The sequence below is a fragment of the Janthinobacterium sp. 78 genome (genome assembly GCF_003096775.1).
In the GTDB taxonomy this organism is placed as follows: domain Bacteria; phylum Pseudomonadota; class Gammaproteobacteria; order Burkholderiales; family Burkholderiaceae_D; genus Janthinobacterium; species Janthinobacterium tructae.
Genome location: NZ_QENT01000001.1, coordinates 363,354 through 376,689, shown reverse-complemented (window position 1 = coordinate 376,689; position 13,336 = coordinate 363,354). Strand labels below are relative to the sequence as shown.

The window sequence follows — 13,336 nt, the reverse complement described above, 5'->3', positions numbered from 1 at the left end:
GAAAATTCCGAAAACCCGCCTGCGCCTAAGCCAGCCGCACCAGCATCACCCGCAAGCGCTCCGCCATCCGCGCCCGCAAGGCTGCGTTCAGCAGCGGCGCCACCTGCGCAAAAGCTTTCTCGATGCGCGCCAGCAAGGCATCGACATAATCTTCTGCCTGCTGTCGCGTGGCGAAGCCGAAACGGGTCACGTCGCGCAGCATGGCGTCGCGCGTGATGTCGCGGCGGCCGGCGCTCACTTGCATGACCAGCGTTTGTGGGTCGTCTTCCGTATCCGGCACAACATCGAAGGCGGGCGAGAGGCGCCAGCGCTGTTCATCCAGGTCGAACAGCACGGCGTGGTTGCGCGGATGGTCGTCGTTGTTGCCGACGACGCCGTTGAAGACCATGCGGCCGAACAGCTCGATGGCGTCTTCCGGTGGCGCGCCGATGCGCCGGAGCTCCTCGGCCAGGCGGGGATAGCTGGCGCCATCGCTGTCGGCCGCGTCCACCGGCGGATATTGCACTTGCAGCAGCGAAGCGGCACTGACCGTCATGACGCGTTGCGCGCCGCGCCGGTCGTAACGCAGGATGCGCACCACGCTGCGTTCGGCCGTCAACGCATGGTGGCGCGTGTCGGCGAAACGCAGGCCGGCCGCCTTGCCCCATTGCATCGCCGCATGTTCCAGCAGTGCCAGGTCGACCGTATCGGTCATCAGTCCCGGTTTCACCAGCCAGTAATCTTCACCGTCCTGCACCGTGGCCTTCGGCCGTGCGCCGCCCATGCTAGGGGTGGCGAACAGGCGCTTGCGCAAGGGCGCATTGAGTGGCGGCCGGCTGCCCGCGATGGCCAACAGTTCCTGCACCAGCGCATCTAGGTGATGCAGCCTGGGACTGGCCAGTTGCGCTATGTTCGGTTTGGGCGTGTTCCCCACGGCCAGCGCACCCCAGCGCTCGCCGTTGCCGGACAGGCGCAAGAACTGGATCGCCGTGGTTTTTTCGCCCAGCTGGTGTTCGCGGCGTATCAGCATCTGCCCCCAGGAATCGGGACTGGCGTCGCGCAGCACGTCATGCAGGCCGCCATAGCGGCGCGCCAGGTGTTCCATGCCGGGAATGAAAGGCAGATTGACGGGATCGATGCTCCAGGACAAGCCTGCATCGGCATAGCTGGGCGCGTACAGAAAGCTGCCGATGCCGGTCTGCGCATCGAGCACATAGCGGCCCACCACTACCCACGCGCCGTTGTCGGGCCGCTGCAGATAGACAAACAAGGGACGGCTAGAAGTAGCCATCGTCGCCCCCGTTCAAGGCGGGGCGGCTGCGGATGTTGGGGCTGTCCATTTGCCACAGCGCCACGTCGGGTTCCGGCGCCGTGATGGCGAGGATGCCGAGTACGTGGAAGGCGGCCAGGAACAAGCCCACGTTGACGGATGCCTCGCCCCGTTCCATGCGCTGCAGGGTAGGATGTGAAATGTCGAGGCGGGCACACAGGTCGCGTGCCGTGATGTTTTGCTGCACCCGCTGCTTGCGCACGCACTGGCCCCATATCCTGAGCCGCTCGTTGACGAGCGTCGGCATGGCGTCTTCCGGGCGGGCACGTTTTGTCATGATAAGGAAGTGAACATATTTTTTATATTGTAGTCCTTAATTGAAAGAATATGTTTGTTATTGTTTCATGATATATAAACATAAAATTGAACTTAACCATTGTAAATGCAATTTTATGTTCATCTATATTCCTCAGTTTCTTGCCGCACGAAAATTTCCGCCATCTGTCGCTGGAGTGCGCTAGGCTGTCGCTGTTTGCCGTACAGTTCAGCAACTCCCGTAATATCCATCGCCCTGTTCCTGCCGCTGCAGCCGCTGTACCTGCCGGCGCGATGCTGTCTCGCTTTTCCCCGTATTGACCTGGCCGATAGGACCGCATGATTTCATTCCGTACCCCTCATTTTTCTTCCCCGCGCCAAGCCTGGCGTGGCTGGCTATTGCCACTGCTATTGAGCCTGCTGCTGGCGTGCTCGCTGGCCGCGCCACCGGCCTGGTCGCAGCCCGTCGATGACGCCGCCACGGCCGACCAGCACCTCGATGGCTTGCGCAAGCAAATCACCAGCATCCAGAAGGCGCTCGATGGCGAGGCTGATCTCGATGACGCAACCCTGTCGCAGATGCGCGCCGATGCGCTGGCGGCCAGCGCCGAGGCGGACAAGGTGGCCGATGCGCTCGCGCCTACCCTGTCGAGCGTGCAGGCGCGGCTGGCCGAGCTGGGCAAGCCGGCGGCGGGCACGAAAGAGGCCCCTGACGTGGCAGCGCAGCGCAGCCAGCTGGACCGCACCAGCAGCGCGCTCGATGCGCAGGTGAAGCTGGCGCGCTTGCTGGCCGTGGAAGCGACGCAGGCGTCCGAGCAGGTGTCGACGGCGCGCCGCGCGCAGCTGCAGGCGCGCCTGGGCGAGCGCACGGCGTCCATCCTGGCCGGTTCCTTCTGGAAACAGCTGCATGCCGAATTGCCGCAGAATCTGCAACGCCTGCGGGCGCTGGAGCTGGAGTTGGCCAACGCCGCACGCGCCACGCCATGGTCGGCCTGGGGCGGTTTACTGGCCGGTATCGTGGCCGTGATCGGCGCCAGCGTCTGGGTGTCGCGCTATCTGCTGGTGATCACGGCCACGCGCGTGCCGCATGGCCGCTTGCGCCGCTCCTTGCATGCGCTGGCCGTGCTGGTGCTGGCGGCTGCCACGCCGGGCCTGGTGGCCGAATTGCTGGTCATGGGCTTGCGCTGGGAGGGTGGCCTGTCTGAAAAAATTTCGACTTTCCTCAGCAGCTTGATCGGCATCATCTGTTTTGCCGGTTTTACGGCGGGCCTGGGCCACGCACTGCTGTCGCCCTGGCGCGTGTCGTGGCGCCTGCTGCCCCTGCCCGACGCGCTGGCGCATCGCTTGCGCCATTTTCCATCGACGTTTGCCTTCATCGTGGTGCTCGTATGGGCCACGGAACGGGTCACCATCGTCATCAATGCGGGCCTGTCGACGGCCGTGGCCGTCAATTGCATCGTCGCCCTGGTGATGAGCACGACCATCGCCTATGGCTTGATGCGCGCCGAGCGCAGCTGGCGCTTGTTGCGCGAGGCCGATCCCGCCACCCTGGTCACGCCGCTGTGGCTGCGTTGCGTCACGGTGCTGCTGTGGCTGGCGCTGGCGTCGAGCGTCATCAGTTTGCTGGTCGGCTATGTGGCCTTCGGCAGTTTTATTGCCAAGCAAATCGCCTGGGTCATCGTGGTGGTGGGCAGCACCTATCTGCTGACGGTGCTGGTCGATGATATCTGCATGCTGCTGGCCTCCACGCCGCCGCCGCCAGACGTCGTCAATCCCGTGCTGGCCACGCCCAAGGCGCGCGACCAGGCGGCCGTGCTGCTGTCGGGCATCGGCCGCGCCATCGTCGTGCTGCTGGCCCTGATGCTGCTGCTGGCGCCGTTCGGTGAAGGTCCGGGCGAGCTGTTCCAGCGCGTGGGCAAGCTGCAGGATGGCCTGGCCATCGGCGAGGTGGCGATCCGCCCTGCCGCGCTGATCCAGGCCCTGCTGGTGCTGGTGGTGGGCTTTGTGGCGCTGGGCCTGTTCAAGCGCTGGCTGCAAAACAGTTATTTGCCGACTACCAATCTCGATACGGGCATGCAAGTGTCGTTCATCACGCTGTTTGGCTATATCGGCGGGGTGCTGGCCGTGGCGCTGGCCCTGTCTGCGGCCGGCATCGGCCTGGAACGCATCGCGTGGGTGGCGTCGGCCTTGTCGGTGGGGATCGGTTTCGGCTTGCAGGCGGTGGTGCAGAACTTTGTGTCCGGCCTGATTTTATTGGCCGAGCGTCCTGTGAAAGTGGGCGACTGGGTCTCGCTCGGTGGCGTGGAGGGCGACATTCGCCGCATCAATGTGCGCGCCACGGAAATTCAGCTGGGCGACCGTTCCACGGTGATCGTGCCGAACTCGGAATTCATCACCAAGACGGTGCGCAACGTCACCCTGGCCAATCCTCTGGGCCTGGTGCAAGTCAAGCTGCCGCTGCCGCTGGGTACGGATGCGCAAGCGGCGCGCGCGCTGATCCTGTCCACCTTTGTCGACAATCCCGACGTGCTCGACACGCCGGCGCCCAGCGTGCAGCTCGACGGCATCGACAATGGCCTGTTGCTGTTCAACGCTACCGGCTATGCCTCGTCGCCGCGCCTGACGTCGGGCATCCGCAGCGCCCTGCTGTTCGAGCTGCTCAAGCGCCTGGACGAGGCGCATATCGCGATTGCCAAGCCCAGCACGATGGTGCTGAGCACCGTGCCGGCGCATCCCGAGGCGCCGGCCATCTCAGCCGTTGCGCCGGCACCCGCCCCTGTGCCGCCGTTGACGAGCTGATCAGCGGATAGTCGACCACAGCAGCGCCGCCAGGTACAGGCCGATGCCGAACGCCGTGTGGGCCATCAGGCTGCGCAGGCGGGCTGCGCCCGGATGCGGCGTCTTGCTGGCGGCCAGGCCGGCGCCCACGCCCGGCTGCAAGATGCAAAACGGCGCGGCCACGCTCACCAGGCCCGCCAGCAGCGCCGGTGCGAACGTCGGCTGGTGCACCCACTCCTGTCCCACCAGCGCCAGCAGCACGGCCGCAAACAGCACGCCGATCACGTAATGGGCGGTCCAGCCCAGGATGGCTTCATCGCGCACGGGCGCCGCCTGGGCGATGTTGGCATGCGTCACCGTGCCGCGCGGCAGATGGCCCAGCCAGCGTCCCACCATCGCCAAGTTCAGCGAGGGGATGCACCAGAAGCGCTTCAAGGCCACCGCCCACACATCCATCACCGCCGTCGCGCCCACGCCGATCACCAGCGCATCGAGCCAGAGTATTTGCATCATTGTCACCTTATAACATTCAATAGATTGCTTGAATGTTATAAGGGTGCTAGCATCGTGTCAATGAAAAATGCTGATATCGAATTGCTCACCGGTTCCGCCGGATTTGCCCATATTTTAGGCAGCGCGCCGCGTCTGCACCTGCTTGAGCAGGTCGCGCAGGGCGAATTTGCGGTGGAGCAGCTGGTGGCGTTGACGGGCCTGTCCGTGGCGAATACCTCGCAGCATTTGCAGCAGTTGCGGCGCGCCGGCTTCGTGCAGGCACGGCGCGACGGCAAGCGCGTGCTGTACCGGCTCGGTAGCGGCCCCATCGTGCAGTTGCTCGATGCGCTGGCGCTGTATGCGCAGCATCAGCGCAGCGAATTGCAGGCGCTGAGTCGGGGCGACCACGTGGAAGCGATCACGGGCAACGAGCTGCAGGCACGCATGCAGGAAGCCAGCATCACCGTGCTCGACGTGCGTCCCGCGCAGGAATTTGCCGCCGGCCACTTGCCCGGTGCGATCAATATTCCCTTTGATGACTTGCAGCGCCGCCTCGGCGAATTGCCCGCGAACGCCGAAATCGCCGCCTACTGCCGCGGCCCGTATTGCGTGTTGTCCGTGCAGGCCGTGGCCGCCTTGCGCCAGCACGGCTTGCATGCGCGCCGTCTCGGCAGCGGTTACGACGACTGGCAGGCGGCCGGCTTGCCTGTCGTGAAGGCGGCGTGATGGCGATCCCGAACAGCAAGCAGGAACTCGTCGACGCCATCAACACCACGTACGCCAAGCTGGCGCAGGAGCTGGCGCGCGTGCCACCGGCCTTGGCGCGCGATCCCGTACTGGAGGGGCAAGTGAAGGGCACGCGCATGAGCGTGTGCGATCTGCTCGCCTACCTGGTGGGGTGGAACGAGCTGGTCTTGCACTGGCACGCGCAGCTGCGCGACGGCAAACGCATCGAGGACATCGCCTTTCCCGCCGAAGGTTTCACGTGGAACGCTCTGGGTGCCCTGGCGCAGCGCTTCTATGCGGACTATGCTGAACTGGACATGGACGACTTGCTGCAGCGCCTGGAGCAGGCGAAAGACCAGCTGCTGGCGCTGATCGACGCGCATGACGATGCGCAATTGTATGGCCAGCCCTGGTACACGCATTACACGATGGGGCGCATGATCCAGTTCAATACCTCGTCGCCGTATGCGAATGCGCGCACGCGTTTGCGGGCCTGGCTGAAGACCTTGTAGTGGCTCCTGCGCGCTTGCACGATTGCATCAGTACCCTCAGAAACGTTTTCAGGCAGGATAGTGGTTTCACGCGTAACTATCTGAAGGATCGCCATGCTGACCATCGCCCTCGCCCAGATGAATCCCACCGTGGGCGACTTCGACGCCAATGTCGCCGCCATCACCGCGCGCATGGCCCGCGCCGGCGAGGATGGCGCCGACTTGCTGGTGTGCCCCGAACTGTCGCTATGCGCGTATTACCCGGGCGACCTGTTCGAGGACGCCGCCTTCCTGCGCGCCATGCAGCAGGCGCTGAACAAGTTGCTGCAAGCGTCCGCGCGCTGGCCGGCGCTGGTCACCGTCATCGGCACGGCGCGGCCGAACCCCGGCGTCGGCAAGCCCCTGTATAACGCCTTGCTGGCCATCCGCGACGGGCATATCGTCGCCGAATACTACAAGCAGCTGCTGCCCACGTACGGCATCTTCGACGAGGGCCGCCATTTCGAGCCGGGCCCGCCCGGCGCCTGCACCTTATCCATCGCTGGCTGCAAAGTCGGCTTCATGATTTGCGAGGATGGCTGGAACGACGATGGCCGCGCCTATGCCGTCAACCCGTTCGAGTCCCTGCATGCGGCGCGGCCCGACCTGGTCGTCAGCATCAACGCCAGCCCGTCCGACATCGGCAAGCGCGCACAGCGCCACGCCGTGTTTGGCGCCGCCTGCGCACGCGTCAACTTGCCCCTGCTGTTCGTCAACCAGGTGGGCGGCCAGGACCAGCTCGTGTTCGACGGCGCCTCGTTCGCCATTTCGCCGAAGCACGGCGTGGAATTCGAGGCGGCACGCTTCGTCGAAGATTTTCAACTGCTGCGTTTTGCCGCTGGCCGTTTTAGCCGTACCGATGGCGCGGCGTTTCCCGTACCGGACCCGGACGGCATCCCCGCCGTGGAGTTTGCGCGGCGCCAGATCGTGCTCGGTTTGCGCGACTACGCGCGCCGTTGCCGCTTTCAAAAAGTGGTGGTCGGCTGCTCGGGCGGCATCGATTCGGCGCTGACCCTGGCCCTGGCCGTCGAGGCGCTCGGCGCGGACAACGTGGTGGCCATCACCATGCCATCCGTCTTTTCCAGCGCCGGCTCCGTCACCGATTCCGTCGCCCTGTGCGCCAATCTGGGCATCGCCCTCTACACGCATCCGATACGCGACATCGTGGCGCAGTCCGAGGCTGGCTATGCGGCCGCGTTTGACGGCAAGCTGCAGGGGCTGCCGCTGGAAAACCTGCAGGCGCGGGTGCGCGGCACGATCCTGATGGAGTACTCGAACGCGTTTGGCGCCCTGCTGCTCACCACCGGCAACAAGAGCGAAATCTCGGTCGGCTACTGCACCCTGTATGGCGACACGAATGGGGGACTGGGCTTGATCGGCGACTTGTATAAAACCGAGGTGTTCGCCCTGTCGCGTCATATCAACGCCAGTGCCGGGCGCGAGTTGATACCCGCCGCCGTGCTCGATAAACCCCCGTCGGCGGAACTGGCGCCGGGCCAGCGCGACACGGACAGCTTGCCGCCCTACCCCGTGCTCGATGAAATTTTGAAGTGGCATATCGAGGGACGGCGTTTGCCGGCTGCCGAAAGCGCGCAAGCGCTGACCCTGGTCGACCAGCTGCGCGAGACGGACGAGGGGCGAGCCCTCGTGACGCGCATCCTCGGCATGGTCGCCCGCAACGAATATAAACGGCGCCAGGCGGCGCCCATCATCCGCGTGCGTTCGCGCGCCTTTGGCAGCGGGCGCCAATTGCCGATCGCCGCCCACTACCCTACCGGAGACGACGCATGACCCCATCCTACCCTGCCGACGCGGCCATCCTGATCGGCCGCTTCCAGCCTTTTCACAATGGCCATGCCGGCTTGCTGCAAACGGCGTTGACGACCGCTGCCCAGGTGGTGGTGGTACTCGGCTCCGCCTTCCATGCGCGCAGCCCGAAGAACCCGTTTACGTGGCAGGAACGGGCCGCCATGATCGCCGCGACGTTACCCGAGGCGCAGCGCGCGCGTGTGCATTACGTGGCCGTGCGTGATTACTACGACGATGGCCTGTGGGCCGACGCCGTGCGGCGCGCCGTGGCGGGCGCCTTGCCCGCAGCGCAGCGCGTGACCCTGGTGGCCTGCTTCAAGGACGCCACCAGTTACTACCTGCACCACTTCCCGCACTGGCAGCTGCTGAACCTGGAGATCGATGCGGGCGCGCCCATTGGCGCGACGGCGATCCGCAACGTGCTGTTCGAGGCCGAAGACGTGGATGTGTCGCTGAGCGCCGTGGCGCAGCTGCTGCCGGCGGCTATCAGCCAGTATGTCAAAGCGTGGACCTTGCTGCCGTGGTACGCGCCGCTGGTGCAGGAATACCGCGCCATCGAAGCGTACAAGGCGCGCTGGCGCACGGCGCCGTATGCGCCCATCTTTTGCACCGTGGACGCGCTGGTGCAGACGGGCGGCCACGTTTTACTCGTGCGCCGTGGCGGCTATCCGGGCAAGGGTTTGTGGGCCTTGCCCGGCGGCTTCCTGGAGCCGCGCGAACGCCTGCTGCAGGGCGCCCTGCGTGAGCTGGCGGAAGAAACCCAGCTGGGCGTGCTGGCGCCCACCCTCGTCGAGGCGCTGGTCGGCGTGGCCGTGTTCGACCACCCGGACCGCAGCCAGCGCGGGCGCACCATCACGCATGCGCACTATTTTGACTTGAAGACGCGCCAGCTGCCGGAAGTGACGGCGGCCGACGATGCGGCGCTGGCGCAGTGGGTGCCTGTGGCGGCGCTGCCGGCCATGGAAGAGCAATTCTTCGAAGACCATTTTCATATCCTGAACCACTTCCTGCAATTGACGCACGAGGGGCGCTGAAGGACGGGGGAGTCCCGCAGCGCCCTCCGGCGCTCAGGAGGTCATGCGCTCCCAGCCATGCTTGACGGCCGCCTTGAAGTCGTCCCACGCCGACTGCGGATACGTGTGTTCCCAGTTGCTGCGCAGTTCAGGCTCGACTTGCTCCCAGCTTTGCCCCCGGTAGCTGTCGCTGCCCGCCATCGAATGGCCATAGCGGTAGGCGGGATCGTAGTCGTCGAAGCGCGCGCCGGTGGCGACATAGGTGGCGCTCCAGTGGCTGCGGTAATACTGCTCGTCGTCGTCGCTGGTGCCGGGCAGGTTGTCGGCGCCGGGATAGCGGCGCACATTGGCGCCCGCGTTGGACGGCGGCGGGGGCGTCATGTCGCTGGCAAATTGCTGCGACCCTGGCGACTCGTTCAGGTTGCCCTGCTGCGATGACGTATCCGACTGCATGCTGGCGCCCTGGCGCATCGCGCTATCGTTCTGTGGCGCGCCTTGCCAGCCGCCAGCGCGCCAGTGGTCGGCGTGCGCATCGATGTCGAGCGGCGCGTAGCGCTCGACGAGGTCGGTGGCGCGCTGGATATCGGCGTCGCTCGCCCCTTCCAGTGTCAGCACGACATGCCCGCGCCGCACGGCTTCCGCATAGATGTGGCGGTCGGCGTGGCTGCCGAACAGGTCCGTAAAGAAATGCTTGACGCTGTCGAGCAGGCTGTCGCTGTCGTCGCGGCGGATGTCTTCCGTGGTGGATATATCTTCACTGCCCGCATCGTGCAGGCGGATGCTGGCGCCGGGGAAGCCAGCCGTGATCAGGTCGTGCCGGGCGCGCTCGGCCATGTCGCGCAGGGCGAAAACTGCTGCCAATGTATGTGCCATGATGGTCTCCAATCGGTGAACAACGTCCTTCCAGTGTAGGCCGTGTCAAGCGAAAGGGGCGCCCGTTTGCCCCTTGGAAATCGTTGTGTTCAATAAATGTTGACCACGTGAAACTTCAGGCGGGCGTGCCCACGAACGCGCGCAAAAAGTCGATAAAGGCGCGCACCTTTTCCGCAATATGCTGGGTGTTCGGATACACGGCATACACGCCCTGCTGCGGGAAGGCGACGTCGGGCAGCAGGCGGCACAAACGCCCCGCGCGCACATCCGCCTCCACCAGCCACTGCGGCAGCAGGGCCACGCCGCAGCCGCCCAGGGCAAAGCCCAGCAGGGCCGAGGCGGAGTCGGAATGGATGGCGGCGTCGTCCTGCGCGGCGAAGGCGGCGGCGCCGTCCGGCGTCTGCACCTCCCAGCGCAGCGGCGAAGCCAGGCGGCTGTGTGCCAGCCAGCGCGCGCGCTGCAAGTCGGGCAAGCTGGTGATGCCCTTGGCGGGCAGGCTGGCCAGGTAGGCGGGCGAGGCGACGGGCCAGATCGCATACGGCTCGATCAGCGCGGCGCGGTAGCTCGAATCGTTGAGTGAACCCATGCGGATGGCCAGGTCGTAGCGGCCCGAGATCAGGTCTTCATGCGACGACGACGAGGAATGCTGGATCTGCAGTTGCGGATGGGCGGCGGCAAAGGCGATCAGCGCAGGGATCACCGTGCGGCCGCCGTATTCGACGGTGGTGGTCAGGCGCAGGGTGCCGCGCAAGCCCTGCTGGCCCTGGCGCGCCGTTTCGATGGCGCCGTGCGCTTCGCTCAGCACGCGCTGGCAATCTTCGTAAAAGCGCCGTCCCACGTCGGTCAGCGCCAGGCTGCGCGTGCTGCGCGTGAGCAGCGACACGCCCAGCTCCGCCTCCAGCTGTTTCAAATTAAAACTGACGACGGCCTTGCTCTGGCCCAGCACGGCGGCGGCCGCCGTCAGCGAGCCGGCGTCGACGATGGCGATGAAAATACCCAAACGGTCAAGACTGATCATAAATAAGAATGAGGAGGCATGCGGGTTGTAGAGGTTTGTCAAAATTTCTTTGACAGTGTAATCGGGGCTGGCCCGTTACGCAAATGGCGATGGGCGCTTAAGCTGGCCGTTTGCCATTCGGAGCACCATGGACTATCGCAAAAAGGTCGCGGCCATCTATCTGCTGGGGTTTTTCGTCGACCTGATCAACATGTTCATCACCAGCGTCGCCTACCCCGACATCGGTCATGCCTTGCACGCCTCGGTGGCGCAGCTGGCCTGGATCAGCACCGGCTACATTCTCGGCCTGACCATCGTCATCCCCGCCAGCGCCTGGCTTGCTGCCTATTATGGCAGCAAAACCGTGTTTATGGCATCGTTGCTAACTTTTTTATGCGCCAGCATCGGCGCCGGCCTGGCGCCCTCGATCGAGGCGCTGATTGCCTGGCGCTGCGTGCAGGGCCTCGGTGGCGGCTTGCTCATTCCGCTGGGCCAAAGCATGACCTACCAGTTATACAAACCTGCCGAGCGCCCCGGCCTGTCCTCCGTCATCATGCTGGTGGGCTTGCTGGCGCCCGCCCTGTCGCCTGCGTTGGGCGGCGCCATCGTCGATAGTCTTTCCTGGCGCTGGATTTTTTACCTGAACGTGCCATTCGCCGCGCTGGCGCTGCTGCTGGCCGCCTGCTGGCTGCGTCCCGACCCACCGCGCGCGCAAGTGCCCCGGCTCGACACGGGCGGCCTTGTGGCGGGCAGCACAGCCATCCTTTTGCTGTTGCTGGGCTTGACGATGCTGGGCACACCGGGCGAGTTGGCTGCCGGCGCCGGCGTGCTGGCGCTGGGCGCCGCCTGTGCCTGGGGCTATGTGCGCGGCGCCTTGCGCAAAGCCACACCGTTGCTGAATCTGCGTTTGGCCACCGAGCCGCTGCTACGCATCGCCATGCTGATGTATCTGCTGGTGCCGGGCGTCTTCATGGGCGTGAGCCTGCTGGCCATGCTGTACCTGCAGGGCGTGCTGGGCATGTCGGCGTCGACGGCGGGTGCGCTGATGCTGCCATGGGCGCTGGCCTCATTTGGCGCCATTGCGCTGACGGGCAAAAGCTATCGCCGCGTGGGTCCGCAACCGCTGTTCATTGCCGGTGTGCTGCTGCAGGCGGCGGGCATGCTGATGCTGCTGCGCGTGGATGCGGCGGGCCAGTTATTCTGGCTGGCTGGCGCGTATGCCGTGATGGGTTTTGGCGGTGGCTTGTGCAGCAGCACGGCGCAAAGCACGGCGTTTTTGCGCACGCCGGATGGGCAATTGAGCCAGGCCAGCGCCGTGTGGAATATCAACCGCCAGCTGGGCTTTTGCCTGGGCGTGGCGCTGCTCAGCGTACTGCTGAATGGCTTGCTGGCGGCGCACGGAATATCGACGCTGGAGGACCCCGCCCAGCACACGCGCGCGGTGCAGGTTTTTCACTGGTGTTTTGCTCTCGCCGCCGCCTCGTGCGTACTGCCTTTGGTGCTGTGCGCGCGCATCGATAACCGCGCCGTTCTCGACCTTTTACATCACCATGGAGTAGCGAAAAAATGAACGCAACGAACCCCTGTTTTGACGACGTTTTATCCACGCACGCGCTGATCCGCGACTGGCTTTCTGGCGACGCCACGGCACCAGCACATTGCGCCGATTTACTCGCGCGTTTTGCACCCGCTTTCACGATGGTGGCGCCCGGTGGCAAGCAGCTCGATCACCCCGGCTTGACGACGTTTTTCCGCGCTGCCGGCGGCAGCCGTCCGGGCCTGCAGATGCGCCTTTCCGACCTCGTTTTAATCCAGGACAGCGCGGCCGGCGCCAGCGTGTCCTACCGCGAATGCCAGTCGCTGCCGGGGGGAGAAAACACCGAGCGCCTGTCGACCGTCGTGTATGACAAAACACCGGCTGGGACCCTGCTGTGGCGCCATCTGCACGAAACGTGGGTGGCTTAATTTAACTCAAATCATGCAAGTCTTTTTGCTGTGCCGGAGCGATGGAAAACTGCGAAAAAACCACTTCCAGGCCACCACGTTCCGGCGTGCAGCACATGGGGCCGACCAGGTAGCGCGATGCCGTGGGAAACGGCGCCAGACGCAGCAGCGGCCAGCGCTGGCCATCGGTCGAATACTGCACCCGGATCACGCCTTGCGCCACCGTCACGCGCAACCAGAAACCGTCCGGCATGGCGGGGGCGATGCTGACGGCCCAATCCGATTTGTCGAGGGTCAATACGCTGCTCAATAGCAGCTGGCCGTCGGAAAATTCGACACCGCATTTGATCCAGTTTTGTGCGTCGACGCGCACCATCATGCCGGCCTGGTCATACAGCGCGGAGTAGTGCGCCGCCACGTGCAGCTGCGCCGTGAAATCGCCGTTGACTTCAGTGCCGAAAAAGTGGCCGCTGTCGCGGATAAAACCATACGCGGTCTTGCGCCAGAAATCGGTTTTTTCATTGGTCGTCACGCGCAATTGCGCGTCGTCGGCGGACCAGTTTTCCGGTGGATTGAGCCAGCTGCCTTGCGTGAACATTGGATGCCTTTC

General features: G+C 64.9%; 13 protein-coding genes. 7 read left to right on the top strand and 6 right to left on the bottom strand.

Translation table 11 applies throughout. The features are described from left to right. Positions 1-25 precede the first annotated feature (25 nt). Both C8C92_RS01570 and C8C92_RS01565 read right to left on the bottom strand, forming a co-directional pair. Positions 26-1,270, bottom strand: coding sequence for a HipA domain-containing protein (locus C8C92_RS01570; protein ID WP_116742849.1), 1,245 nt, complete (start codon positions 1,268-1,270; stop codon positions 26-28). Then, the gene (locus tag C8C92_RS01565) at positions 1,257-1,586 is read right to left on the bottom strand and encodes a helix-turn-helix transcriptional regulator (protein ID WP_099761223.1); all 330 of its coding nucleotides are present in this window, start codon (positions 1,584-1,586) and stop codon (positions 1,257-1,259) included. Before C8C92_RS01565 ends, C8C92_RS01570 begins: the two co-directional genes overlap by 14 nt. 377 nt (positions 1,587-1,963) lie before the next feature. Between C8C92_RS01565 and C8C92_RS01560 the strand changes: the two genes are divergently transcribed. Further along, complete coding sequence (locus tag C8C92_RS01560; protein WP_099761226.1) at positions 1,964-4,363, top strand: DUF3772 domain-containing protein; 2,400 nt, start codon at positions 1,964-1,966, stop codon at positions 4,361-4,363. Here the strand turns inward: C8C92_RS01560 and C8C92_RS01555 are convergent, their stop codons facing one another. Next, positions 4,364-4,852 carry a DUF2938 domain-containing protein gene (locus tag C8C92_RS01555; protein WP_116745809.1) on the bottom strand — a complete coding sequence of 163 codons (489 nt, stop codon included), beginning with the start codon at positions 4,850-4,852 and terminating at the stop codon, positions 4,364-4,366. It lies immediately after the preceding gene. A 63-nt stretch (positions 4,853-4,915) separates the two neighbouring features. Here C8C92_RS01555 and C8C92_RS01550 point away from each other — a divergent pair, with 63 nt between their 5' ends. From C8C92_RS01550 to C8C92_RS01535, 4 genes are all read left to right on the top strand, one after another. Next, entirely contained in the window at positions 4,916-5,560 is a 645-nt protein-coding gene (locus tag C8C92_RS01550; protein WP_116742848.1) for a metalloregulator ArsR/SmtB family transcription factor, read from the top strand. Further along, positions 5,560-6,072, top strand: coding sequence for a ClbS/DfsB family four-helix bundle protein (locus tag C8C92_RS01545; protein ID WP_099761230.1), 513 nt, complete (start codon positions 5,560-5,562; stop codon positions 6,070-6,072). Before C8C92_RS01550 ends, C8C92_RS01545 begins: the two co-directional genes overlap by 1 nt. A 93-nt stretch (positions 6,073-6,165) precedes the next feature. Next, on the top strand, positions 6,166-7,881 hold the full coding sequence (locus C8C92_RS01540) for an NAD+ synthase (RefSeq protein ID WP_116742847.1): 1,716 nt from the start codon (positions 6,166-6,168) through the stop codon (positions 7,879-7,881). Then, complete coding sequence (locus tag C8C92_RS01535) at positions 7,878-8,933, top strand: bifunctional nicotinamide-nucleotide adenylyltransferase/Nudix hydroxylase (protein ID WP_116742846.1); 1,056 nt, start codon at positions 7,878-7,880, stop codon at positions 8,931-8,933. Before C8C92_RS01540 ends, C8C92_RS01535 begins: the two co-directional genes overlap by 4 nt. Positions 8,934-8,966: 33 nt before the next feature. Here the strand turns inward: C8C92_RS01535 and C8C92_RS01530 are convergent, their stop codons facing one another. Both C8C92_RS01530 and C8C92_RS01525 read right to left on the bottom strand, forming a co-directional pair. Continuing rightward, positions 8,967-9,785, bottom strand: a complete 819-nt coding sequence (locus C8C92_RS01530; RefSeq protein ID WP_116742845.1) for a hypothetical protein — start codon at positions 9,783-9,785, stop codon at positions 8,967-8,969. A gap of 115 nt (positions 9,786-9,900) precedes the next feature. After that, complete coding sequence (locus C8C92_RS01525) at positions 9,901-10,803, bottom strand: LysR family transcriptional regulator (protein ID WP_116742844.1); 903 nt, start codon at positions 10,801-10,803, stop codon at positions 9,901-9,903. Between the two features lie 127 nt (positions 10,804-10,930). Here C8C92_RS01525 and C8C92_RS01520 point away from each other — a divergent pair, with 127 nt between their 5' ends. Next, complete coding sequence (locus C8C92_RS01520) at positions 10,931-12,352, top strand: MFS transporter (protein WP_116742843.1); 1,422 nt, start codon at positions 10,931-10,933, stop codon at positions 12,350-12,352. Then, positions 12,349-12,747: a DUF4440 domain-containing protein gene (locus C8C92_RS01515; RefSeq protein ID WP_099761245.1), complete on the top strand. Its 399-nt coding sequence runs from the start codon at positions 12,349-12,351 to the stop codon at positions 12,745-12,747. Before C8C92_RS01520 ends, C8C92_RS01515 begins: the two co-directional genes overlap by 4 nt. 1 nt (position 12,748) lies before the next feature. Here C8C92_RS01515 and C8C92_RS01510 read toward each other — a convergent pair whose 3' ends face one another. Then, entirely contained in the window at positions 12,749-13,324 is a 576-nt protein-coding gene (locus C8C92_RS01510; protein ID WP_116742842.1) for a DUF1349 domain-containing protein, read from the bottom strand. Positions 13,325-13,336 lie beyond the last annotated feature (12 nt).

Excerpts from the sequence above, each read along its gene's own strand:
- C8C92_RS01525 (WP_116742844.1), bottom strand. The coding sequence starts at position 10,803 with ATGATCAGTCTTGACCGTTTGGGTATTTTCATCGCCATCGTCGACGCC.
- C8C92_RS01530 (WP_116742845.1), bottom strand. The coding sequence starts at position 9,785 with ATGGCACATACATTGGCAGCAGTTTTCGCCCTGCGCGACATGGCCGAG.
- C8C92_RS01520 (WP_116742843.1), top strand. The coding sequence starts at position 10,931 with ATGGACTATCGCAAAAAGGTCGCGGCCATCTATCTGCTGGGGTTTTTC.
- C8C92_RS01510 (WP_116742842.1), bottom strand. The coding sequence starts at position 13,324 with ATGTTCACGCAAGGCAGCTGGCTCAATCCACCGGAAAACTGGTCCGCC.
- C8C92_RS01570 (WP_116742849.1), bottom strand. The coding sequence starts at position 1,270 with ATGGCTACTTCTAGCCGTCCCTTGTTTGTCTATCTGCAGCGGCCCGAC.
- C8C92_RS01535 (WP_116742846.1), top strand. The coding sequence starts at position 7,878 with ATGACCCCATCCTACCCTGCCGACGCGGCCATCCTGATCGGCCGCTTC.
- C8C92_RS01515 (WP_099761245.1), top strand. The coding sequence starts at position 12,349 with ATGAACGCAACGAACCCCTGTTTTGACGACGTTTTATCCACGCACGCG.
- C8C92_RS01565 (WP_099761223.1), bottom strand. The coding sequence starts at position 1,586 with ATGACAAAACGTGCCCGCCCGGAAGACGCCATGCCGACGCTCGTCAAC.
- C8C92_RS01550 (WP_116742848.1), top strand. The coding sequence starts at position 4,916 with ATGAAAAATGCTGATATCGAATTGCTCACCGGTTCCGCCGGATTTGCC.
- C8C92_RS01545 (WP_099761230.1), top strand. The coding sequence starts at position 5,560 with ATGGCGATCCCGAACAGCAAGCAGGAACTCGTCGACGCCATCAACACC.
- C8C92_RS01540 (WP_116742847.1), top strand. The coding sequence starts at position 6,166 with ATGCTGACCATCGCCCTCGCCCAGATGAATCCCACCGTGGGCGACTTC.
- C8C92_RS01555 (WP_116745809.1), bottom strand. The coding sequence starts at position 4,852 with ATGCAAATACTCTGGCTCGATGCGCTGGTGATCGGCGTGGGCGCGACG.